Source organism: Amycolatopsis plumensis (genome assembly GCF_042652605.1).
Lineage (GTDB): Bacteria > Actinomycetota > Actinomycetes > Mycobacteriales > Pseudonocardiaceae > Amycolatopsis > Amycolatopsis plumensis.
Map to the genome: position 1 here is coordinate 5,351,923 of NZ_JBHSJY010000001.1, position 21,322 is coordinate 5,373,244.

A 21,322-nucleotide genomic window follows, 5' to 3' on the forward strand; every position below is an offset into this window, starting at 1 on the left:
TGCGGATACCGGCGGTGCTCGCGGTTTCGGGTCTGGTGGCGGCCTTCGGCGTCTTCGGGGCACCGGCCGCTTCGGCGCAGGGCTGCGCGAACCCGTCCGGCACGTACACCGGCGAGGTCCCGTGGGGGCAGCGCCAGGTCGACCCGGCGCGGCTGTGGCCGCTGACGCGGGGCAGCGGTCAGCTCGTGGCCGTGATCGGCACCGGCGTCGACGCGCAGAACACGCAGTTCGGCCCCGGCCAGCTCGACTCGGGCGCCGGCACCGAGCGCACGGACTGCGACGGCCGTGGCACGATCGCGGCCGGGATCGTCGGCGCCCAGCCGGATCCGTCGACGACCTTCACCGGCGTCGCGCCCGGCGTCCGGCTGCTGCCGATCCGGTACACCACCGGCGACGGCGACGGCGGCGACCCGGGCGAGCTGGCCGCGGCGATCGACCGGGCGGTGGACCGGCGCGCGGGCGTCATCCTGGTCGCCGTGCCCGCGGCGGCCGACAGCCCGGCGCTGTCGGGGGCGGTTTCGCGGGCGCGCTCGCGAGGAGCGGTGGTCGTCTCGGCGGCGTCGGCGACCCAGCAGGGCGCGCGGACGTACCCGACGGCGACGTCCGGTGTCCTGGCCGTCGGCTCGGTGAACCCCGCGGGCGCGCCGGTGCAGACGGAGGCGGGGGATTACGTCGGTATCGCGGCGCCGGGCGCGGAGCTGGTGAGCACGTCGGCGGGGGCGGGCGGCGCGGTGGCGCACCGCTGGCCGCTGACCGACCCGGGCCTCGCGGCGGCGTACGTCGCCGGGGTCGCGGCGCTGGTGCGGGCCTACCACCCGGAACTGTCCGGCGACCAGGTCGTCACGCGCTTGACGTTGACGGCCCACCGCCCGCCGTCCGGTGGGCACGACCCGCGGCTCGGCTGGGGAGTCCTGGACGCCTACGCGGCGGTGTCGTCGACCCTGCCTGCCGACATCGCTCCGCCGGGCGCGGTTCCGTCCGCGGCCTCGGCGCCGGCGGTGGTCCCGGCCGAGGCTGCTGCGGCACGTCCGCGGGACATCGCCGCGGGCACGATCGCCGTGGCCGGGGTGGCGCTGGCCGCGGCCGCGGGGGTGGCGGTGGCGGCGGTCCGGCGTGCTCGGCGCCGGGGCTGGCGCCCCTCCCGCTTCACCCCGTAGCCCGGGTTGTGATCAGCGGGGCATCACGGGTGATTGGCGGGGCATCACGCGTGATCGGAGGGGCATCAGGCGGGGACGGGGCGGGTCGAGCCGATGATCGTCACCGCTCCGGCGACGTGGATCGTGAAGTCCGCGCCGGCGCGGGTGAAGCGGGTGATCTGCTCGCGGGGGGTGCTGCGGTCGTGGGACTCCCAGCCGTCGCGGTGCAACGCCGGGAGGAGCGACGCCAGGCGGGTTTCCGGTGCGTCCGGGTGGTCCACGCGGACGCCGTACTGCCAGCACAGCAGGTTTCCCGGGTGAATCGGGTCGCAGTCCAGCTCGCCCGAGACCGTCGGGTCCGCCGGGCCGCCGAAGGCCGCCGCGACGTCGTCGATCACCGTGGTCAGCTCGCCCGCCAGGCGGGTCAGTTCCGGGGTCACCGCGCCAGGCTCCCATCGGAGGTGAGGACGCGGTAGATGTTCGTCCACGAATCGGAACCCGGCTTCAGCACGTCGTTGTGCGACGACACGCCCCACAGCGGCGAGCCGTCGGCCTCGGCGCCGGTGCCGAGCTCGGTGACGCCGGGGAAGACGTCCGGGTCCGCGCCGTGGCCGATGCCGGTCCACTCCAGGCCCCACGCGTTGCCCTGGGCGAGGACGATCGGGTCGAGCGGCGCCGTCATCGAGAACCGCTGGACCCCCGCCTGGCTCGGCGGCAGGTCGGACGGCGACCACACGCCGTGGCCCATGCCGGCCGACTCGACGTGCAGGACGCGGTCGACGTCGAGGCCGTGCGCCTCCGCGAGCCCGACCGTCGCCCCGCCGTAGCTGTGCCCGATCGCGGTCAGCGTGACGCCGGAGCCCGCGTGGCTGGCGATCTCGCCGCGCAGGTCGTCGGCAAAGTGCTTGAGGTCCGGGGCCATCGCCTGCGCGTACGCCGCGTCCGGCCCCTGCGCCACCGGGCCCTGCGGGAACACCCCGTCGGCCCAGACGACGACCGCCGTGCGCCCGGCCGGGTCCGCGGCCACCAGGCTGCGTCCCAGACCGGCGTAGGCGTCGAAGTTGGCCATCTGCGTGTTGACGCCGGGCACGAACAGCCCGACGTTCCGCGTCCCCGGCTCGATGTGCCCGACGAGCTCGGCGATCCGGCCGTTGCCGGCAGGATCGAACCGGAGGATCTGCCGGTCGTGCGCGAGGATGTCCTCGTACAGCTTGATCCTGGCCTGCGACCGGGCGATTTCGTCCGCATTGGTCGTCGTCGCCAGCCGCAACCGCTCGGCGGTCAAGGCATCGGCGACCTTGACGCGGTTGTCCGCGATCGCGTGCGCCCACGCGCCGGTGTCGGCCGCACCGCCGATCCCCGCCGGGTTTCCTGCGCGCGGCAACGGATCCTCGGGCAGGAGCGCCCGGTACATCGCGGCGACCTGCGCGTCGGCGCGCCGGTAGCCGGCCGCGCAGGCGGTAAGTCCACTTTGGATGGTTCGCAGCCGGGAGACGCTCGACTCGAGTTTCGCGCCCAGCTCGGTCATGGTCTTCTCGAACGTCTTGGCCGCGGCGGCGGACTCGCTCACCTGGCCGAACGCCGTGGCGGGCAGCTTCTCGGCCGCCACCGCCGACTGCACCTCGGCCAGTGCCCCGGCCCGGGAACCGGACTCGCCCGCCTCCGCGTCGAGGCGGGCCGGGGCCACGCGATATCCAGCCGCCGTCACGGCCGCCTCCCGTTCCGCCGCAGGGGTCGTGAGTGGTAAGGCGGGTTAGAACCCGCCTTACCACTCACGACGGGGTCAGTACGCTTCCGGGTCTTCGCCGATGACCGGTGGTGCGACCGGCGCCGACTGGCCCCAGACGTTCTCCGTCTCCACCAGCCAGGCCGGGATCCGCCGCCCGGACCCCATGTCTCCGCCGCCGCCCATGCCCATCGGCATCATGGGCATCATCGGCATCGCGCCCTTGGCCGCCGACGCCGCCGCGGCTCCGGCCGCACCGCCGGCCAGCCCGCTCAGCGCGTTGCCCGCGCCGCCGTCGCCGGCCAGGCCGGAGTGCGCCGCCGGGGCTTCACCGGGACCGCTCAGGCCGCCGCCGCCGACCGGGACGCCACCGCCCCCGCCGCCGAGCGAAGGCGCGTCACCGCCGCCGATCGGGATGCCGCCACCGGAGCCACCCGCGACGCCGGCACCACCACCGCCGCCGAGCTTCGTGCCCGGCGGTTGTTCCTTGTCTTCCTTCGGGTCCTTGCCGGTCGCCCACGACGGCACCTTCGGCATGATCGAGCCGAACCGGCCGAACGCGGCGGCCGAAGCCGCGGCGAGCCCGGCGGTGAACATGTCGCCGAACAGCGGGTTCGACGTCGGCACGGTCGTCCCGGGCTGCGTCGTCGTCGTGCCGCCGCCGGGCAGCGGGTGCCCGTCGGCCGGGGTGACGACGACACCGCCACCACCGGTCATGCCGTTGCCGACGAGGCCGGGCGAACCGGCGCTCCCGGAGCCCCCGCCGGCGGGCGGGGTCGAAGGGGTCTGGACGGCGTTCGGCGACGCCGGGATCGACTCCTCCGCGGCGGTGTACTCCCCGGCGAGCTGGGTCATGACCACGATCGCTTTGCCGTGCGCGGACCCGGCGGCGTTCGCGGCGGCCTGCTGCGCTTCGACGTTCGCGATGGCCTGCTGACGCTGCTGCGCCGCGGCCTGCACGACGGCGGGCGAGGCGTCCGGCGGCAGCAGCGGCGGATTCACCGCGAGCGCGACGTCGGCCGGGGCGACGTCCGGCACCGGGACCGGCGGCGGCATCTCCTTCTTGGCCTTCACCAGCGCGTCGGCGGCGTCGCCGAGCGTCACGTTCATCGCCTCCGCGGTCTGCGCCACCTTCGAGATGCCGTTCGCGAGGTCGATGATCATCCGCTGGTACTGGTCGGCCGCGCCCCCGGTCCACTGGCCGGAGAACTCGGTCAGTTCGGAGTTCAGGTTGTGGGCCTGCTCGTGCAGGTGCAGCGCGGCGGACTTCCACTTCTCGGCGGCGTGCCGCGCGCTGTTCGGGTCGCCGGCCTGCAGCATCGCGTAGAGCTGCTGGTGGCTGTAGGCGGCGAAGTTCGTGTGCGCGGTGTTCGTCATCCCTTGCCGCTCCCGTTCGTGTCGCCGCCCAGCAGGCCCAGCACCGGGTCGAGCAGGCCGGTGACTGCGCCCGAAGCGTGCAGGTCCCCGGCCACCGACTGGTCGGCGTGCTGGTAACCGTCGGCCACCGTCGTGGTGACGTCCTGGGCGAACCCGATCGCGCTGCGAACCTGGTCGAGCAGGCCCTGCATCTCCGAGACGGCGGCGCGGTGGGCCTCGGCCAGCGACCCGGCCTCGCCGAACTCGCCGAACAGCAGCGGCTCCTCGCCGAGGGTGAGCAGGAAGTCGTTCGGTTTCGACATCGCGTGGATCTGGGTTTCCAGCTCCCGCACGAAGTCCTTCAGCGATTCCAGGTGGACGTAGTACGACTGGTCTGGCATCGGTCCCGGCTCTCTGGGCGCGACTGGCGGACAGGGGGAAAGCCGGTCGGCCGGTGCGAGCGGGGGGTTTCCCGCACCGGCCGACCGACGTCTGGGGCGCGGATCAGCCCGCGAACAGTCCCTGGTTGCGGTTCTCCAGCGACTGCTGGAGGTCGTGCGCCTCGCCGACCTTCCCGCCGAACTGCGCGATGATCGCGACGATGTCCGCGGTGGCCTGGCGCAGGCGCGTCTCCGCCTGGCGGGCGGCGTCACCGGCGGAGCTGCCGGAGGCGTACCAGGTCGCGGTGATCGGCTGCAGGTTCTGGTGCAGCTGCTCCAGCTGCGAGGTGAGCGCCTTGGCCTTGGCGGCCAGGGATGCCGAGCTGTGCTGCAGCGCGGCGAAGTTGATTTCGACGACGTCGGCCATGGTGGGCGTCCTCTCGGTCAGGGGTTGAGGCGGGGGAGCACGCCCGAGCCCTCGAGGGTGTTGCCGACCCCCTGGAAGCTCTGGTGGACGTCGGCGTCGCCGCGGCCGTAGTTCGCGTGGCTGGTGTGCACGAGCTGCGACATCGTGTCGAGCTCCTTCACCGCGGCGGACATCTTCTCCTGCAGCCGGCGCTGGAGGTCCCAGAAGGCCACGGCCTGGTCACCCTTGTAGTTGCGCAGCGCCTCGGTCAGCTCGGACTCCAAGCTGGCCATCGTGGACTTGGCGTTCGTCGCGGTTTCCTCGAAACCCTGGACGGCGCGCGTCATGGCAGCGGAATCTGCCTGGAATCCCGGACTGGACATCGACGGGCCACCTCCTTCCTGAAGCGAATTCCCCTGGCGCGGTGGTCCGCGCGGTGTGAAAGTCACGCTAGAAAAGAGGCCAGTGTGGTCAAACGGCACAACTGCCGGTCGCGGTGACGGCACTATTACCCACGTGGACCGGGGTAGGGCGTTCCCCACCCCGGGACGGTGGTGCGCTCCAGTGCCTCCGCGGTGTCCCCGAGCCAGGCTTGAGCCATGGCAGACAAGGGAAATCCGCTGGTCACGCTCCGCGCGTGGCACCGCCCGCTGGTGGTGCTCGCCGGGGCGATGGGGGTGCTGTGCGCGGTCTCGCTGCTCGGGCTCCTAATCGATGATCGCACGCTGGTCAACGCGCCGATCTGGCTCAAGCCGTTCAAGTTCTCCGTGTCGATCGGACTGTACGCGCTGACGCTGGCGTGGCTGCTGACGCACGTGCGCCGCGGCCGCCGCGCCGGCTGGTGGTTCGGGACGCTGTTCGCCGCCGGCATCGGCCTGGACTTCGTGCTGCTGGTGTGGCAGATCGTCGTCCGCGGCCGCACACTGCACTTCAACCAGTCGACGCCCACCGACGCCGCGATCAACAACGTCGTCGCGGGCGGCGCGTACACGGCGTGGCTGATGACCGCGGCCGTCGCCGTCCTGCTGCTGTTCCAGCGCATCCCGGACCGGGCCCTGAGGTCGGCCTTGCGCTGGGGCGCCGCTCTCGCCGTGGCGGGGATGTACGTCGCGACGCTGATGTTCTCGCCGACGCCGGCGCAGCAGGCGGTGCTCGAGGCGAACGGCAAGTACTCGACGTTCGGCGCGCACTCGGTCGGCGTCGACGACGGCGGCCCCGGCCTGCCGGTGCTCGGCTGGAGCACGACCGGCGGGGACCTGCGGATCCCGCACTTCATCGGCATCCACGGCCTGCAGGTGCTGCCGCTGGTCGCGTTCGGGCTGCTCCTGCTGGCCCGCCGCCACCGGGTGCTCGAATCCGACGTCGTCCGCCGCCGGCTGGTCCGGACCACGGGCGCGGGCTACGCGGGCCTGCTCGCGTTGCTCACCTGGCAGGCCGAGCGCGGCCAGTCCGTCGTGCACCCGGACTTCTGGACGCTCGCGGCCGCCACCGGCCTGATCGCGGCGCTCGCCGTCGCGGTCAAGCTGTCCCTGCGGGTGCGGCCCCCGGTCGGCTCTGCCGAAATTCTGAGATCCGCCCGGTAGACCGGGATCCCCCGGGCGAGAGGTGAGTCGCGATGGTCCACCCGCAGGCACTGCTGGACGAGCTGGAGCGCGCTCCGGAGATCCCCGCGTTCGAACACGGCGCGCGGGTGACCACCCGCGGCGAGTTGCGGGAGCTGATCGGCCGGTTCACCGCGGGTCTGCGGGCGGCGGGTCTCGGCCCGGGTGACGGCGTCGGCCTCGCCACCGCCGTCACCCCGGAGGGGTTCGCGGCGCTGATCGCGGTGCACGTGCTCGGCGCCCGCGCGGTCGCGGTGCGGCCCGGGCTGCCGGAGGCGCAGCTGCGGCACATCCTCGGCGACGTCGCGGCGGTGGTCGCCGACGAGCCGTGGGAAGCCGGAGTTCCGGTGCTGCCGGTGGACTCCCTGGTGGCCCGCTTCACCGAGCCGGTGCCGCAGGGACGCCTCGACGACATCGCGACGGTCGTGTTCACCAGCGGCAGCACCGGTGTCCCGAAGGGGGTGGCCTACCGCTACCGCGCGCTGACCGAGGGCCGGGTCTGGCGGCCGCCGGTACCGGGCTCGGCGCACGAGCGGCTGGGCGCGGGGTTCGGGCGGTACCTGCTGTTCGGGTCCCTGGCCAGCGCGGTGATGGTCGAGCAGCTGGGGGTGTGCCTGCTCGCGGGCGGAACGGCGGTGATCCCGCAAGCGCCGCCGGACTTCCCGGCGGTGCTGCCGCGGCTGGGCATCACGGCGGCGCTGACGACCGTGCCCCGGCTGCACCGGATCCTCGACGTGCTCCGCTCCGAAGACGTCGACCTGAGCGCCTTGCGGACGCTGATCGTGGCCGGGTCGCCGGTGCCGCCGCACACGCTCGCCGAGGCGGCCGAGCGGATCGGGCCCGCGATGCACCACGCGTACGGCCAGACCGAGACCGGGATACTGACCGTCTGCCGGGCCGACGAGGGCCTCGGCTCGGTCGGGAAGCCCTGCGACACCGTGGAAATCTCGGTGCGCGAGGGCGAGGTGTGGGTGCGGACGCCGTCGGCCTTCTCGGGCTACTGGCGCGACGGGGCGGCCACGGCCGAGGTGCTGCGCGACGGCTGGGTGCGCACGCAGGACCTCGGGTTCCTGGACGCCGAGGGCTACCTGCACCTGTCCGGCCGCGCGCGGGACGTGGTGATCGTGAACGCGATCATCCACTACTGCGGGCCGATCGAGCGGGCGATCGCCGCGCACCCGGACGTCGACCAGGCGTACGTCGTGGCGGTGCCGGACTCCTTGACGGGCGAAGCGGCGCACGCGTTCGTGGTCCCGGCGCCGGGCCGGTCGCCGGACCTGGACGAGGTGCGCAAGGCGGTGGCGGCCGAACTGGGGGAGGCGGCGGTGCCGGCGCGGTTCAGCTTCGTGGGTGCGGTTCCGGTGGCGCCGTCCGGGAAACCGGACAAGGCCGCGCTGCGAGCCTCCATTGTGGACTGACCCGGTCGTGAGTGGTAAGGCGGGTTAGAACCCAATGCCGCTTAGCTTAAGTTGATGTTGTGCTGGTCGGTGTGGTGCTTCTGGCGGTGTCGGTTGGCTGGTTAGTGTCGCTGCCGTGAGCGGGATTGGTGGCGGGTGGGCGGACTCGATGTCGGTGGGGGTGCTGGCCACGGCGGTGCCACGGGACGCGGTGGACACTGCGATCGCGGTGACCCGCCGGGGCGCGAAGCGCTCCGGCGGGAAACTGCCCCCGCACGTGATGGTGTACTACGCGATGGCGCTGTCGTTGTTCGCCGACGACGATTACGAAGAGGTCATGACCCGCCTCGCCGGCACGCTGGCCTCGTGGGGATGCTGGGATCCGGGCTGGGACATTCCCACCACAGGCGGGATCACCCAGGCCCGCCAGCGGCTGGGCGCCGAGCCGCTGGCGGAGGTGTTCGACACGGTCGCGGTCCCGGTAGCCGATGAGCTGACCCAGGGCGCGTTTCTGGGGCCATGGCGGCTGATGAGCATCGACGGATTCGAGTGGGACGCCCCCGACACCGACGCCAACGTCGCCGAGTTCGGGTATTCCGGCGGCACCGGCGAGAAAGCATCCGCGTTTGCAAAGGTTCGGGTACTGACCATCGCCGAGTGCGCCTCCCACGCAGTCGTGGCCACCCGGATCGGCGGGCGCGGGACCGGCGGGAAGCGCCAGGGCGAACAGACCCTGGCCCGCCGGCTCTGGCCCGCACTGGCCGAGGACTGGCTGCTGATCGCCGATTCCGGTTTCTACAGCTACCAGGACTGGAGCAAGGCGGCCGCCACCGGCGCGGCCCTGCTCTGGCGGCTGCCCGCCACGGTGAAGACCCCGAAGCTGATGGATCTGGACGACGGATCCTACCTGTCGGTACTGATCAACAAGACCGTGCGCAGCACCACCCGCCGCGCCGAGATCCTGCAGACCGCCCGCGACGGCGGTGACCTCGACCCCGCCGAGGCGACCGTGGTGCGCGTGATCGAGTACACCGTGCCCGACCGCGGACCCGACCCGGACGAGGTGATCCGCGTGATCACCACCATCGGCGATCCCGCCGACGCCCCGGCCGAGATACTCGCCCAGGCCTACCACCAGCGCTGGGAGCACGAGACCGGCAACGACCAGCTCAAAACCCACCTCCGCGGCCCCGGCCGGGTCCTGCGATCGAAAAGCCCGGACATGATCCGCCAGGAAATCTACGGCTACCTGCTCACCCACTACGCCATCAGCACACTGATCTGCCGAGCCGCCACCGAAGCCGACATCGACCCCGACCGGGTCAAATTCCTGCGCACCGTCCGCCTCGTTCGCCGCCAGACCACCTCCGGCCCGGCGGCCTTTTCCCCCTAACCAGCAGACCAGAACACTCACCACCGCCATCACCACCCGCCGTCACCTCAACCCGCAACGCCGGCACAGAACCTACCCACGCGTGGTCAAACGAGCCCGCCACACCGCATACCGGATTAAGAAACCCACCGACACCGGCACCCACCACAACGGACCCGCCACCATCACCCTCACCACCGCCGCATGATCAACACAAGCTAAGTGGCATTGGGTTAGAACCCGCCTTACCACTCACGACGAGCTGCGGCAGGCTTCAGACGCCGGCGGTGGTGCGGATCCAGCTGCGGCTGGAGGCGATGCTGGCGTAGTTCTGCGTGCCCTGCGGGTTCGAACCGGAGTTGTTGCCCGTCGAGCACACCCCGACCTGCATGCCGTTGTAGAGCTGCGGGCCGCCCGAGTCGCCGTGCCAGGCCGAGCCGTTGATGCCCTGGCTGGCGATCGCCGTGCCGCCGTAGGCGTCCGAGCTCAGGCCCGTCACGCGCACGTTGGCCGTCTTCAGGGTGCTCGACGGCGGGCTGCTGCCCTGCGTGCGGCCCCAGCCGTAGATCTGGTTGGTCGACCCGGTCGGCGGGTTGCCGGTGCCGAGCGTCATGTACGTCGTATTGACCGCCGTCGACAGGTGCAGCAGGGCGATGTCCCCGTTCGGGGACGCCTTCTGCTGGTCGACGTTCGCGTTCGTGCCCTGCTGGAGGGTCACGCTGCCGACCTTGACGTGCATGCCCGGCGAGTTCAGGCAGTGCCGGGCGGTGAGCACCCACTGCGGGGCGATGATCGTGCCGGAGCACTCGAAGCCGCCGTAGGTCGTCACGTTGTTCCAGTAGATCTGGGCGCCCCAGGGCGCGGAGGAGACCGTGGTCCCGCCGATGATGTCCTGCTGGGCGTCCGCCACCCCCGCTGAGACCAGGCTCAGCGCCGCGGCGGCGGCGCCCACCGCGGCTACAGCCCTCGACATTCGCATGAAAATGCCCTTCGGCCAAGGTGATCCGGGTATCCGTCCCGAACGGGACGTCCAGCTCAACGTAAGAGCCGTGAAGGATTTTCGGAACCTACCGAAGTCGGTTACCCGTGGGCGTGTGCCGGTTCGCCGGACTGGTGGATCGCCTCGAGCGGCACCTACTACTGGGTCCTCGGCTACCTCGCCTCGGCCGTCACCGACGAAGCGGTGGCGGAGCGGTTCCGGGCGGCGGTCACCCACGGCTTCCGCACGATCGATCTCGGCGACCTCACCGAGGCGGCGCGGAAGTTCGCCGTCGAGCTCGAAAAGGTGGCGAAGTCCTGGGCCGGCCCCCGCTAGGCTCCCGGCGCGGGAGGGGGAGACATGACAGCACCACAGCACGATCCCGAGCTCTTCGACGAGCTCATGCGCACCGAGCTTCGCAACCAGCCGGTGAGCCGCTACGCGGTCGCCACGCTCGTGTCGGGGTTGCTGGGCGGCCTGCTCGCGCCGGTGTTCGGCGCCATCGCGATCGCCCGGATCAGGAAGCAGCGCCAGCGGGGGCTGGTGCTGGTGATCTGCGGGTTGGTGGCCTTCACGGCGTGGATGGGCGTGCTCGGGTACAAGATCGCCCACGGGACGGCGTGGTGGCAGCAGCTCGGCCGGGACCGGCTGCCCGAGAGCGTGGTGCACGGGCTCGACCTGGCCGCGGGCGCATGCTTCTGGTCCCCGTCCACCTCGGGCGAGGCCGACGTGCTCCGGACGTCGTGCACCGAGCGGCACACCGGCGAGGCGTTCGGGGTCATCCCGCTGGGCGAGGGCCCGATGCCCGACATCCTCGAGCTCTACCGGGCCACCCTGGCCCGGTGCGAGGCCGGCGCCGGCTCGGTGTCCGGCGTCCGCGTCCAGGTCATGACGCCGACGTCGTCGAGCTGGGCGCAGGGCAAGCACCGGGTGGTCTGCTACTACCACTTCGACGCCGAGAAAACCGGGCCGGCGCGATGACCACGGCTCCCGTGGTCGCACTGTCCGATGTGGACGGCCGCTGCTCGACCTGGTCCGGTCGGGCGGGCTGCCGCTGGACCACCGGCTGACACCGGAGCTGGTCGGTGGTGCTCGTCTTCCTCGGGACGGGTGCCGCGCAGGTCGCCGGCCTCGGGTACGCCCTGTTCGCCGGCACACCCCGGTTTCTCCGTGGTGCGCTGCCCGCCGGGTCGACGACGCGCGAGCCCGATTCGTCCGCGTGGCCCGGCGGCGGGCGGACGAGGGCGACGAGCGGACGGGAGAGGCGGTGGGGCAGGCCCTCGGCGAGGTGTTCTTCCTGCTCGAGGACTACCCGATCGACCCCGATCTCCGCGAGCCGGGCGACCTCACCGACGCCGAACTCCTCGACGGCGTGCGGGCCGCGCTGGAGGCCGTGCGCCGGGGTTCTGCGCGCAGAACCGATCCCGGCCCCGAAGCCTAGGCTTCCGCCGGTTTCGTCCACGCCACCTGCACGAGCCCCGTCCCGTGCCGCCGCGACACGAGCGTTCCGCGGCCCGGCGGCTGGGGTGACGGCTTCACGTCCGCCAGCAACGCGCCCTCGTCCTTCGCTCCCGACATGATCAACCCCGGCGAGCCCAGCTCCCGCAGCCGCTGCAGCACCGGCTCGAACAACGCCCGCCCGGCACCGCCGGACCCGCGGACGATCACCAGGTGCAACCCGATGTCCCGGGCCTGCGGCAGGAACTCCAGCAGCGGCTGCAGCGGGTTGCGGCCCACCGTGGCCACCAGCTCGTAGTCGTCCACCAGCACGAACAGCTCGGGCCCGCGCCACCAGGACCGGTTTCGCAGCTGCTCGGGCGTCACCGACGGGCCGGGCAGGCGGTTGCGCATCGCCTGCGCGCACTCCGCGATCAGGTCGGTCAGCTTGCCCTCCGCACCCGCGTACCCCAGCAGGTGCGGCTCGGACACCGCACCCAGCAGACCCCGCCGGTAGTCCGCGACGATGATCGCCGCTTCCTCCGGCGTGTACGCCGACGTGATCCCGGACGCGATCGCGCGCAGCAGCGACGACTTGCCGGACTCCACGTCGCCGAACGCGACGAAGTGCGGGTCCGCCGCGAAGTCCAGGTACACCGGCCGCAACGTCGACTCCGCGACACCCAGGGTGACCTGCCGCGAAGGCGCGGGCGGCAAGGTGTCCAGCGGCACTTCCGGCGGCAGCAGCCGGACCTGCGGGGCGCGCGGCCCCTGCCACGCCTCGGAGATCCGCCGCACCAGGTCGACGCCGCCCGCGCCGATCGTCTCCGGGCGCTGGTCGGAGTCGATGCGGGGCAACGCCGCCAGGAAGTGGAGCTTCTCCGCCGTGATGCCGCGGCCCGGGCGGTCGGCGGGGACGTTGGCCGCCACCTTGCGGTCGATCGAGGAGTCCATCGGGTCGCCCAGGCGCAGCTCGAAGCGCGTCCCGATCGCGTCGCGCAGCTGGGCGCGGACGCCGATCCACTGGTTGAGCGACACGATCACGTGGATGCCGAAGCCGAGCCCGCGCGCGGCCAGGCCGGTGATCTGCTCCTCCAGCTGCTCGTACTCCTGGCGGATCGTGGTCCAGTTGTCCACGAACAGGAACACGTCGCCGAACTCGCGCTCGTCTGTGCTCTCGGTGTACTCCGCACGGCGAGCGCGGAACGCGGCCATCGACTCGATGCCCTGCGCGGCGAAGAACTCCTCGCGCTGCTCCAGCAACGTCGTCAGCTCGGCGACGACCCGGCGGCAGCGCTGCGCGTCCCGGCGCGTGGCGTACCCGGACACGTGCGGCAGCCCGGCGATCGGCGCCAGTGCGCCACCGCCCATGTCGAGCACGAAGATCTGCACCTCGGCCGGCGTGTGCGTCAGCGCGAGCACGCCCGCGATGTCCTTCATCAGCGTCGACTTCCCGCTCTGCGGCGCGCCGACGATCAGCGCGTGCCCGGCCGCGCCGGAGAAGTCGGCCCACAGCAGGTCGCGGCGCTGCTCGAACGGCTTGTCCACCAGCGCCACCGGGATCGTCAGCTTCCCGTTGCCGCCCCAGCCGAGCGGGCAGAGGCCGCGCCCGGCGTCCTCGCCGAGCGGCGGCAGCAGCTGGTCCAGCGTCGGCGGTTCGGCCAGCGGCGGCAGCCAGATCTGGTGCGCGGCCGGGCCGCGGCCCTCCAGGCGCGAGAGCATCGCGCCGATGATCGTCTCGCCGGTGCCCTCGGCTTCCGAGACGGAAGACACCTCGGTCGTCACCGGGATTTCCACCGGCGCCAGGGAGAACGGCAGCACGCCCAGTTCCCGCCCGTCCTCGCGCACGACCGTGCTGCGCGGCGGCAGCTCGCCGGAGACGTAGGCCGCCTTGAGCCGGATCAGTGTTTCGGTGTCGGATTTGAGGTACGCCGAGCCCGGCACCGGCGGCAGGTGGTAGGCGTCCGCGACCCCCAGCACCGCGCGGCTTTCGGCGGCGGAGAACGTCCGGAGCCCGATCCGGTACGACAGGTGGGAGTCGAGCCCGCGCAGCCGGCCCTCTTCCAGCCGTTGCGAGGCCAGCAGCAGGTGGATCCCGAGCGACCGCCCGAGCCGGCCGATCGCGACGAACAGGTCGATGAACTCCGGGCGGGAGGACAGCAGCTCGCTGAACTCGTCGATGATCACCAGCAGCGACGGCAGCGGGTCCAGCGGCGCGCCGTCCGCCCGGGCCTTCTCGTAGTCGCGCACCGACGCGTAGTTCCCGGCCGCGTGCAGCAGTTCCTGCCGCCGCAGCAGCTCGCCGTTGAGTGCGTCCGCCATGCGGTCGACCAGCGCGAGGTCGTCGGAGAGGTTGGTGATGACGGCGCACGTGTGCGGCAGCCCGGTCATCCCGGCGAAGGTCGCGCCGCCCTTGAAGTCGATGAGCGCCAGGTTGAGCGTCTCCGAGCTGTGCATCACGGCCAGCGCCGTCACCAGCGTCCGCAGCAGCTCGCTCTTGCCCGACCCGGTCGCGCCGATGACCAGGCCGTGCGGGCCCATCCCGCCCTCGGCCGACTCCTTGAGGTCCAGCTCGACCGGCCGCCCTTCCGGGTTGACGCCCAGCGGGATCCGCAGCCGGTCGCGGGCCGGCCGGGGCGCCCAGGTGACGGCGGTGTCGGTGTCGCGCGGGTCGCCGATGCCGAGCAGCCCGGCCAGCCCGAACGTCGACGACATCGGCTTCTCGCCGACGACCGCGGCCGGGGTGTGCAACGGCGTCAGCATCCGGGCGAGGGCTTCCGCGGCGCCCCGGTCGAGGACGTCCGGGCGGCCGAGGAAGCCGAGCCGCTGCTCGCCGCCTTCGCCGACGACCATGCCGAGGGAGTCCGGTGCGGTGTGCAGGCTCAGCAGCTTCTCGGACGACGACGCCCGCGGGTGCTCCTGCCCGACTTCGAGCACCGTGACGCCGAGCCTGCCGTCCGGGCCGACCAGCCGGGGCTCGCCGTGGGCGTTGCCGCCGTCGACCAGGACCACCAGGTGGGGCAGGTCGAGTTCGGCGGCCGCGCGCCGGCTGAACGCGGGGCGTTCGCCGAGGTCGGCGCCCAGGAGCTCGGCCAGCCCGGCCGCGGTCTCGGCGGCCAGGCGCCGCGAGCCGACGGCGTCGGCCGCGCCGGCCGCGGTCGCGTGCGGCAGCCACTTCGCCCATTCCCAGTCGTGCTGCCGGTCCGGCGACACGCAGAGCGCGATCCGCAGGTCCGCGGGGGAGTGGAAGGTGACGAGCTGGCACAGCAGCGCGCGCACCAGGCCGAGCACGGCCGGCCGCCGCCCGGCCACGGTGACCGCGGCGAACGACCGCAGCGACAGCGCGACCGGCAGGCCGTCCACCGTCGAGTAGGTGCGGATGAAGTGCTTGAGGCTGGTGGAGGACACCGGGTCCAGGTCCTCCAGCGGCACGGTCTGCGGCGCCTTCAGCGGGGTCGCGAGCCGCTGCGGCCCGGTGCCCGCGCGCACCTGCGCGAACTGCGGTTCGCCGCGGCGGCGGTCCCACAGCTTCCCGGTCTCGACGTAGGCCCACAGGTCGGCCGGGTCGGGCTGGACGGCGACCATGGCCGCGCGCTGGCCGTCGGCGATGTCGCGGACCTGGGTGCGCAGCCCGGAGAGGTAGCGCTGGTAGTCCCGGCGTTCGTCGTTGATCTGCGCCTTCTTCGCCATCCCGCCGCGGCCCAGCGACATCACCACCATGCCGCCCATGGCGCAGAGGAAAAGGGCGCCGAAGATCCACGTCATCACGCCGCCGTCGCGTCCGATGTAGACGAACGACATCGCGCCCATGCCGAGCATCATCGGCAGGAACATCATCAGCTGCACCATGCCGCCGGAAGAGCTCTTCGGGAGCATCGGCGGCGACTGCAGCACGATCTCGGACGGGCGCTCGGGCGGGATGCTCATGCGGCAATGCTCCAGCGGATCGGGGCGGCTCTGACCGGTATTTTGGCCACTCGCCGCCCGGGCACGGTGGGTACTTTTGCCGTCCGCCCGCTTCCGGGGCCGAACTTACGCTCGGGCCGTGCAAGCCACCCGGAAGGAGAGCCATGGCCGGCGAGTACCGGGCTGAGCCCGAGGCGATGCGCTCCGCCGTGGGCAACGTCGGGGGCATCCTCGCGCACGGCATCAACGCCGTGGCCGACCTCGAACGGCTCGTCGTGCCGCCGATGTCGTTCGCGACGTTCGGCAGCGCGGTCGCCGCCGCGAACGCGGCCCTGCACTCCGGCCAGATCACCGCCGTCCGGACGCTGCTGCAGCTGCTGCAGCAGATCAACGGGCTGGTCAAGGCCAGCGCCGACGCCTACCAGGCGGCCGACCAGGACGTGGCCTCCGGCTACGGCGGCGGGCACGCGCCGAGCGGCACCGCGTCGTCGATCTGGGGCAGCTCGCACGCTTCCGAGCTGGCCACCCTGGCCATCAACGACAGCGCGGGCGCCCACGGCGAGCCGTCGTCGGTCGGCAACGTGCTGCGCTACCTGGGGGACGCGCGGCTGGGACGGCTCGGCGACCACCCGATCACCGACACGCGCTTCCACGGCGTCGCCGACTTCAACGACTGGCTCGCCGGTGACGCCGACAACCAGGCGCGGGTCGGGCTGATCGAGGTCTACGCGGGCACCGCGCGGACGTTCTCCGACGTGCCCGGCGGCGTGCACAGCGGCGACGTCGTGGTCGTGGAGCCGCTGCTGTTCTCCGACCGCCAGCCGGTCATCGGCGTCGCCGGCGACGGCGGCCGCCTCTACAACCACGGGCTGCTCGACGCCCGCACCGGCGGGCTGGCGAAGGTCAGCGTCTACCGGCCCGCCTCCGTCGTCTGATCGTCCGCCCCTCGAACTTCATGTGAGGACCGATGCTGACTTTCCCGAACTCCAGCGCGATGGACGCGACCGCGTCCTCGGGCGGGCCGATCACCATCCTCCCGCAGATCGTCACCGGCCAGCCGGAGCAGATCGCGAAGCACGTGGCGGACCTGGTCCGCAAGGCCGAGCAGTTCCTCTCGATGTACCAGGAGCTGACCAAGGCCGCCGACCAGCTGGGCAAGATCTGGTCCGGGGCGGCGAGCGAGTCGGCGCTGAAGAAGATCAGCGACTCGCTCGACCAGCTGACGAAGATCATCACCGTCGTCCAGAAGGGCGCCGAGCTGCTCGGCGTCTCCGGGACGCTGATCAAGACCGCGCAGGAGGCCTACCGCGCGGTCGTTTCCGCGGTGAACCCCACGGTCGCCGCGCTGATGTCGAACTGGTGGACCTACGGTGCCGCGGTCGCTTTGTCGACCGCGACGAGCGCGTCGCTGCGGGCGTTCATCACCGCGATCGGCGCGCTGCTCAAGGCGCTCGGCGCAGTCGACCTCGCCCAGCAGGTGACCACACTCGCGCAGGTCATCGGCGAGATCGAGAAGCTCTTCCACCACTCCTCCGGCAGTTCGGGCGCCACGACGCCGTCGATCGGGAGCACCCCGGTCACCGCGCCGCAGACCCCGCCGCCGGTGGCGAGCCCGTCGGGGCAGCAGGCGGTGGCAGGCGGGAGCGGCGGGGGGATCCCGCAGCAACCCTCGTTCACCGACTACACCCCGCCCGCGCTCGCCACCGGCGGCGGTTCCAGCGGCGGCACCGCGGTGACCGGCAACGGCGCCCCGCTGAACCCGGCCAACAGCTGGATCGCCGTCGACCACCCCGGGACGACGCCGTCGATCCCCGCACCCGCACCCGCACCCGCACCCGCGCCGGTGCCCGCGGCCGGGCACGCCGACGAGGTCGTCATCCACACCAACCTCACCACCGGTGAGTCCACTGTGGAGGCTCCGGGCGGGCAGGACTTCGACCTGGACATCGCCCTGGACTACAACGGCAAGCACTTCAGCCAGCACGTCGGCTACGACGCGGCCGGGAACTGACCGGTGGCGGGCTCGGGGGTGGTCGACGCGTCCGGGGTGGTCAGCTCCGTGCTGTCCGGGTACCGGCGCGTGCTCGTCGAGTGCCGCCGGCGCGTCACCGGCGATCCGGGTGCGCTGAGCGCCGCCTCGCAGCGGGTCGCGACCCGGGCGTCGGCGGTTTCCGGCCAGGCGAAGGAAATCGGCGAGTCCGCGAAGACGCTGCACGCGGACTGGGACGGTGACGCCTACACCGCGTTCGCGACGGCCGCGGGCGAGCTCGGCGAGGACCTCGCCGAAACGGCCGCGAAGCTCGGCGACCAGGCGAACCGGCTCGCCACCGCGGCCCGGCTCGTGCAGTCCGCGGAAGCAGCCGTCGACTCGGTGCTCGCGCAGTTCGACTCCTACGCCGCCCAGCTGACCGCCCAGGCCCGCGCGGTGAACTCCGCTTCGGTCGGCGCGTTCATCCAGGCCGCGCGGCACCTCGGGGAACAGAGCGTCGCCGCGGCCCGCCAGGTCGTCGACGAGTTCGCCGACGCGCTCGCCGAGTTGTTCCCGCCCGAAGGCGTCGGACGCCTGGAACACGAGCTCGGCAAGTGGGCCCGCGGGCCGCTGCACTGGCTCAACGGCGAGCCCCTGGACGGCCGGAAGCGGCCGCGGACCGTGCCGTCGTGGTTCGGCAACTCCGGCTGGAAGAAACTCACCTGGGACGGCCTCGAAGGCACCCGCGCGCCGAAGAAGGCCGACACGCCGTTCGGGCAGCCGGAAGCCGAAGGCCTGAAGAACAAGATCGGCCGCAACACCGAGATCACCTACTACAAGTTCCAGCACGAGCAGGACGGCTGGTCCCCGGAGTACGACGGGAAGATCACCTCGAAGGGCTGGGACGCGTCGGCCTCCGGGCACGCGGAACTCGCGGCGCTGCACGGCGAGGCCGAAGCCAAGAAGGCGTGGGGCGTGGCCGAAGCCCACGCCAAGGGCACGGTGTTCGCCGGCGGCGAGGCGAGCGCGTCCGGCACGATCGGCGCCCACGGCGTCGGCGCGCACGCGAACGCTTTCGTGGGCGGGAAGGTCGAGGGCGAGGTCGCCGCGGACGTCGCGGGCATCGGCGTCGGCGCGAACGGCACGCTGCAGTACGGCCTCGGCGCGCAGCTCGACGCCCAAGCCGTCTACGACGCCGGGCACCTCAAGGTCAACTTCAAGGCGGGCGCGGCGCTCGGCCTCGGCATGGGGGTCGGCGCGAAGATCGACATCGACCTGCCGAAACTCGGCCACACGATCGGCGAGTACGGCGGTGCGGCGGTCGACGCGGTCAGCCACGCGGCAACGGACGCGGCCGACGCCGTCGGCGCCGCTTGGGACGACGCCGTGGCGTACGTGGGGCTGTGATGACCCTCCCCCTCGACTTCGTCATCCCGGACGGCTGGACCGCCGTCGACCCCGGCGACTCCGGCGCGGTGTTCGTCGCCGTGCACGACGCCGCCCCGGGCGAGTTCGTCCCGAACATCACCGTGAGCGTGCAGCAGCGGCCCGACGACACGACGATCGACGCCATCGCGGAAGAAGCGGTCGAACGCCTTTCGCGGACGCTGGCCGGGCTCGACGTGCTGAACCGCCGCGACGTCGGCGACACGGCCGCCCCCGCCGTGATGCAGCTGCTGCGCCTGCGCACCGGCGAAGGCACCGAGCTGATCCAGACCCAGGTGCACCTGACGGTCCCCGGCGCCACGCCGGCGGAGCGCCTGGTGCTCGAGCTCGCCTGCACGGCCGCACCCGCGACCGCCCGGCGGCTCTCGCCCGGTTTCCAGCGGTTCGTGGCCAGTGTCCACGTCCGGCAGCAAGAAGGGAAAGCACAGTGACCGATCCGTACGCGGTGCCCGACATGGACGAGCTGCTGGCGCAGGTGCGCAAGCAGACCGAAGAGGTCCAGCGGATCCAGCGCACGGTCGAGGCGATGGAGGTCAAGGCGCACTCGCGGCAGAACGAGGTCACCGTCACCCTCCGCGGCGACGGCCGCTTCACCTCGATCGACATCGACCCCCGCGCGATCCGCGAGTACGACGCCCGCAACCTCTCGGAGATCGTGCTGGAGGCGGTGAACGCCGGGCTGCAGAAGCTCGCCGAGGCGTCCTCCGCCAAGTTCGCCCCGGTGATCGCGGCCGCGAAAGACGTGTGATGACGGCATCGCTCACCGGGACGACCCGGCGGGTCACGGTGGTCACGCCGCGGGCCCGCGTCGACGTCGCTCTCCCGCAGCAGTCGACGTTCGCCGAGCTGGTCCCGCAGCTCGTGCGGCTGGCCGGGGCGTCCGGGCAGGCGTCGGCCGAGCACCCGGGCTGGGTGCTGTCGAGGCTCGGCGGTGCGCCACTGGCACTGGGCCTGAGCGTCGCCGCGGCCCAGATCCGGGACGGCGAAGTGCTGCACCTGACCCCGCGGGAGCGCCCGCGGGGTCCGCTGCTGTTCGACGACGTCGTCGACTCGATCGCCAGCGTCGCCGACACGTCCGGTGGCTGGGGCCCCTCGGTGGCCCGGCGGTCCGGCCTGGTGGCGGCGGTGGTCCTGCTCCTGGCCGGTGGCTTGCTGGTGCAGGCGGCGGCGTCGGGCAGTGTCCTGGCCCCGATCGGGACCGGGCTGCTCGCCCTCGTGCTGCTGCTCGGCGGCGGCGCGTTGAGCCGCGCCTACGGCGACGCCGAGGCGGGTGCGGCGGGCTCGCTGGCCGGCGTCGGCGTGGCGTTGCTGGCCGGGATGTCGGTGCTGCCACCGCATCCGCTGTTCTCGCTGTCGGCGGGCCCGCTCGCCGCGGGCCTGGCGGCGGTGACGGTGTACGGCGTCTTGGCGGCGGTCTCGGTGGCCGACCGCCTGCCGTGGTTCGTGGCGATCACCGGCGCGGCGGGCTTCGGCGCGCTGACCTGCGGGGTCGTCCTGCTGGCGGGGGTGTCCCCGCGCTCGGCGGCGGCGGTGGCCGCGGTGCTGTGCACGGCGCTGGCCGCGGTGGCGCCGATGCTGGCGTTGCGCCTGGCCCGCCTGCCGCTGCCGCGCGTCCCGGACGACATGGAGGCGTTCCGCGCGGACGAACAGCCGTCGCTGGGCACGGAGATGATCGGCCGGACGTCCCGGGCGCAGGCGGTGCTGACCGGGTTGCTGGTGGCACTGGGATCGGTGGTGCTGGCCGGTTCCGTCGTGCTGGCCTCGGGTGGGCCGTGGGAAGCCGGGCTCGCGGGTTTGCTGGGGCTGGCGTGGATCCTGCGGTCACGGTCGTACGCGGGCCGGGCGCAGCGGCTGGTGCTGATCGGCTTCGGCGTCGCCACGCTGGTGTCCGCCGGGGTGTGGCTGGTCGCGTCGGGCCAGCGCACGGCGGTGTTCGCGGTGGGCTGCGCGGTCGTGTGCGCGGCGGTGCTCTGCCTGGTGTACGCCACGCGGGTGGCGCGCGGGCTGCGGTCGCCGTACTGGTCCCGGCTGCTGGACGTGACGGAGTTTCTCGTGCTGCTGTCGCTGGTGCCGGTGGTTGCGATGATTGCCGGGGTGTACGAAGCCGTCCGCGGCTGAGTCGTCGTCCGGCGGTCGACATATTCGACTGAACGTTTCATTGACCGTGCCGCACGGCCACTGTTAGGACTGTTTCGGGAGCGCTCCCAGGCT

General features: G+C 72.7%; 21 protein-coding genes. 13 read left to right on the top strand and 8 right to left on the bottom strand.

Annotated elements, in window-relative coordinates:
* The first annotated feature begins 14 nt into the window (after positions 1-14).
* Positions 15-1,157, top strand: a complete 1,143-nt coding sequence (locus tag ACFPLC_RS25935; RefSeq protein ID WP_378203620.1) for a S8 family serine peptidase — start codon at positions 15-17, stop codon at positions 1,155-1,157.
* A 65-nt stretch (positions 1,158-1,222) separates the two neighbouring features.
* Here ACFPLC_RS25935 and ACFPLC_RS25940 read toward each other — a convergent pair whose 3' ends face one another.
* From ACFPLC_RS25940 to ACFPLC_RS25965, 6 genes are all read right to left on the bottom strand, one after another.
* Positions 1,223-1,576, bottom strand: a complete 354-nt coding sequence (locus tag ACFPLC_RS25940) for a hypothetical protein (RefSeq protein ID WP_378203439.1) — start codon at positions 1,574-1,576, stop codon at positions 1,223-1,225.
* Positions 1,573-2,844 carry an alpha/beta hydrolase gene (locus tag ACFPLC_RS25945; RefSeq protein ID WP_378203436.1) on the bottom strand — a complete coding sequence of 424 codons (1,272 nt, stop codon included), beginning with the start codon at positions 2,842-2,844 and terminating at the stop codon, positions 1,573-1,575. Before ACFPLC_RS25945 ends, ACFPLC_RS25940 begins: the two co-directional genes overlap by 4 nt.
* 75 nt (positions 2,845-2,919) lie before the next feature.
* The gene (locus ACFPLC_RS25950; protein ID WP_378203433.1) at positions 2,920-4,239 is read right to left on the bottom strand and encodes a WXG100 family type VII secretion target; all 1,320 of its coding nucleotides are present in this window, start codon (positions 4,237-4,239) and stop codon (positions 2,920-2,922) included.
* Complete coding sequence (locus ACFPLC_RS25955; protein WP_378203430.1) at positions 4,236-4,619, bottom strand: hypothetical protein; 384 nt, start codon at positions 4,617-4,619, stop codon at positions 4,236-4,238. Before ACFPLC_RS25955 ends, ACFPLC_RS25950 begins: the two co-directional genes overlap by 4 nt.
* 103 nt (positions 4,620-4,722) lie before the next feature.
* Positions 4,723-5,025 carry a hypothetical protein gene (locus tag ACFPLC_RS25960; RefSeq protein WP_003057455.1) on the bottom strand — a complete coding sequence of 101 codons (303 nt, stop codon included), beginning with the start codon at positions 5,023-5,025 and terminating at the stop codon, positions 4,723-4,725.
* 17 nt (positions 5,026-5,042) lie between these two features.
* Positions 5,043-5,387 (bottom strand): WXG100 family type VII secretion target, encoded by a 345-nt coding sequence (locus ACFPLC_RS25965; protein WP_152603733.1) that lies wholly within the window; start codon positions 5,385-5,387, stop codon positions 5,043-5,045.
* Between the two features lie 216 nt (positions 5,388-5,603).
* Between ACFPLC_RS25965 and ACFPLC_RS25970 the strand changes: the two genes are divergently transcribed.
* The 3 genes from ACFPLC_RS25970 (at position 5,604) to ACFPLC_RS25980 (ending at position 9,395) form a co-directional block, all read left to right on the top strand.
* On the top strand, positions 5,604-6,587 hold the full coding sequence (locus tag ACFPLC_RS25970) for a hypothetical protein (RefSeq protein ID WP_378203427.1): 984 nt from the start codon (positions 5,604-5,606) through the stop codon (positions 6,585-6,587).
* Positions 6,588-6,619: 32 nt separating this feature from the next.
* Positions 6,620-8,023 carry a class I adenylate-forming enzyme family protein gene (locus ACFPLC_RS25975; protein ID WP_378203424.1) on the top strand — a complete coding sequence of 468 codons (1,404 nt, stop codon included), beginning with the start codon at positions 6,620-6,622 and terminating at the stop codon, positions 8,021-8,023.
* Between the two features lie 115 nt (positions 8,024-8,138).
* Positions 8,139-9,395 (top strand): IS4 family transposase, encoded by a 1,257-nt coding sequence (locus ACFPLC_RS25980; RefSeq protein WP_378235794.1) that lies wholly within the window; start codon positions 8,139-8,141, stop codon positions 9,393-9,395.
* A 253-nt stretch (positions 9,396-9,648) separates the two neighbouring features.
* Here the strand turns inward: ACFPLC_RS25980 and ACFPLC_RS25985 are convergent, their stop codons facing one another.
* Entirely contained in the window at positions 9,649-10,353 is a 705-nt protein-coding gene (locus tag ACFPLC_RS25985) for a S1 family peptidase (protein ID WP_446681643.1), read from the bottom strand.
* A 204-nt stretch (positions 10,354-10,557) separates the two neighbouring features.
* Between ACFPLC_RS25985 and ACFPLC_RS25990 the strand changes: the two genes are divergently transcribed.
* The 3 genes from ACFPLC_RS25990 to ACFPLC_RS26000 all read left to right on the top strand — a co-directional run bounded on the left by ACFPLC_RS25990 (position 10,558) and on the right by ACFPLC_RS26000 (position 11,794).
* On the top strand, positions 10,558-10,689 hold the full coding sequence (locus ACFPLC_RS25990; RefSeq protein WP_378198778.1) for a hypothetical protein: 132 nt from the start codon (positions 10,558-10,560) through the stop codon (positions 10,687-10,689).
* A 24-nt stretch (positions 10,690-10,713) separates the two neighbouring features.
* Positions 10,714-11,334, top strand: coding sequence for a hypothetical protein (locus ACFPLC_RS25995; RefSeq protein WP_378198775.1), 621 nt, complete (start codon positions 10,714-10,716; stop codon positions 11,332-11,334).
* A gap of 238 nt (positions 11,335-11,572) precedes the next feature.
* Positions 11,573-11,794: a hypothetical protein gene (locus tag ACFPLC_RS26000; RefSeq protein WP_378198772.1), complete on the top strand. Its 222-nt coding sequence runs from the start codon at positions 11,573-11,575 to the stop codon at positions 11,792-11,794.
* Here ACFPLC_RS26000 and eccCa read toward each other — a convergent pair.
* Complete coding sequence (gene eccCa / locus ACFPLC_RS26005; protein WP_378198769.1) at positions 11,791-15,717, bottom strand: type VII secretion protein EccCa; 3,927 nt, start codon at positions 15,715-15,717, stop codon at positions 11,791-11,793. The genes ACFPLC_RS26000 and eccCa overlap by 4 nt on opposite strands.
* A 143-nt stretch (positions 15,718-15,860) precedes the next feature.
* On the opposite strand from eccCa, the gene ACFPLC_RS26010 reads away from it, so the two are divergent.
* The 6 genes from ACFPLC_RS26010 to eccD are packed head-to-tail and all read left to right on the top strand — an operon-like array spanning position 15,861 to position 21,229.
* Positions 15,861-16,631 (top strand): WXG100 family type VII secretion target, encoded by a 771-nt coding sequence (locus ACFPLC_RS26010; protein ID WP_378198766.1) that lies wholly within the window; start codon positions 15,861-15,863, stop codon positions 16,629-16,631.
* Positions 16,632-16,663: 32 nt separating this feature from the next.
* A complete protein-coding gene (locus tag ACFPLC_RS26015; protein WP_378235938.1) occupies positions 16,664-17,707 on the top strand; it encodes a WXG100 family type VII secretion target in 1,044 nt (347 codons plus the stop codon).
* 3 nt (positions 17,708-17,710) lie between these two features.
* Complete coding sequence (locus ACFPLC_RS26020) at positions 17,711-19,072, top strand: WXG100 family type VII secretion target (protein ID WP_378198762.1); 1,362 nt, start codon at positions 17,711-17,713, stop codon at positions 19,070-19,072.
* Entirely contained in the window at positions 19,072-19,542 is a 471-nt protein-coding gene (locus tag ACFPLC_RS26025) for a hypothetical protein (protein ID WP_378198759.1), read from the top strand. The genes ACFPLC_RS26020 and ACFPLC_RS26025 overlap by 1 nt, the downstream gene beginning before the upstream one ends.
* Positions 19,539-19,859 carry a YbaB/EbfC family nucleoid-associated protein gene (locus tag ACFPLC_RS26030; protein WP_004558471.1) on the top strand — a complete coding sequence of 107 codons (321 nt, stop codon included), beginning with the start codon at positions 19,539-19,541 and terminating at the stop codon, positions 19,857-19,859. Before ACFPLC_RS26025 ends, ACFPLC_RS26030 begins: the two co-directional genes overlap by 4 nt.
* A complete protein-coding gene (eccD, locus tag ACFPLC_RS26035) occupies positions 19,859-21,229 on the top strand; it encodes a type VII secretion integral membrane protein EccD (protein WP_378198756.1) in 1,371 nt (456 codons plus the stop codon). The genes ACFPLC_RS26030 and eccD overlap by 1 nt, the downstream gene beginning before the upstream one ends.
* Positions 21,230-21,322 lie beyond the last annotated feature (93 nt).

What these genes read in the sequence shown, in the direction of transcription:
- ACFPLC_RS25950 (WP_378203433.1), bottom strand. Translation starts at nt 4,239, where the DNA reads ATGACGAACACCGCGCACACGAACTTCGCCGCCTACAGCCACCAGCAG.
- ACFPLC_RS25955 (WP_378203430.1), bottom strand. Translation starts at nt 4,619, where the DNA reads ATGCCAGACCAGTCGTACTACGTCCACCTGGAATCGCTGAAGGACTTC.
- ACFPLC_RS25960 (WP_003057455.1), bottom strand. Translation starts at nt 5,025, where the DNA reads ATGGCCGACGTCGTCGAAATCAACTTCGCCGCGCTGCAGCACAGCTCG.
- ACFPLC_RS25965 (WP_152603733.1), bottom strand. Translation starts at nt 5,387, where the DNA reads ATGTCCAGTCCGGGATTCCAGGCAGATTCCGCTGCCATGACGCGCGCC.
- ACFPLC_RS25970 (WP_378203427.1), top strand. Translation starts at nt 5,604, where the DNA reads ATGGCAGACAAGGGAAATCCGCTGGTCACGCTCCGCGCGTGGCACCGC.
- ACFPLC_RS25975 (WP_378203424.1), top strand. Translation starts at nt 6,620, where the DNA reads ATGGTCCACCCGCAGGCACTGCTGGACGAGCTGGAGCGCGCTCCGGAG.
- ACFPLC_RS25985 (WP_446681643.1), bottom strand. Translation starts at nt 10,353, where the DNA reads ATGCGAATGTCGAGGGCTGTAGCCGCGGTGGGCGCCGCCGCCGCGGCG.
- ACFPLC_RS25995 (WP_378198775.1), top strand. Translation starts at nt 10,714, where the DNA reads ATGACAGCACCACAGCACGATCCCGAGCTCTTCGACGAGCTCATGCGC.
- eccCa (WP_378198769.1), bottom strand. Translation starts at nt 15,717, where the DNA reads ATGAGCATCCCGCCCGAGCGCCCGTCCGAGATCGTGCTGCAGTCGCCG.
- ACFPLC_RS26010 (WP_378198766.1), top strand. Translation starts at nt 15,861, where the DNA reads ATGGCCGGCGAGTACCGGGCTGAGCCCGAGGCGATGCGCTCCGCCGTG.
- ACFPLC_RS26015 (WP_378235938.1), top strand. Translation starts at nt 16,664, where the DNA reads ATGCTGACTTTCCCGAACTCCAGCGCGATGGACGCGACCGCGTCCTCG.
- ACFPLC_RS26025 (WP_378198759.1), top strand. Translation starts at nt 19,072, where the DNA reads ATGACCCTCCCCCTCGACTTCGTCATCCCGGACGGCTGGACCGCCGTC.
- eccD (WP_378198756.1), top strand. Translation starts at nt 19,859, where the DNA reads ATGACGGCATCGCTCACCGGGACGACCCGGCGGGTCACGGTGGTCACG.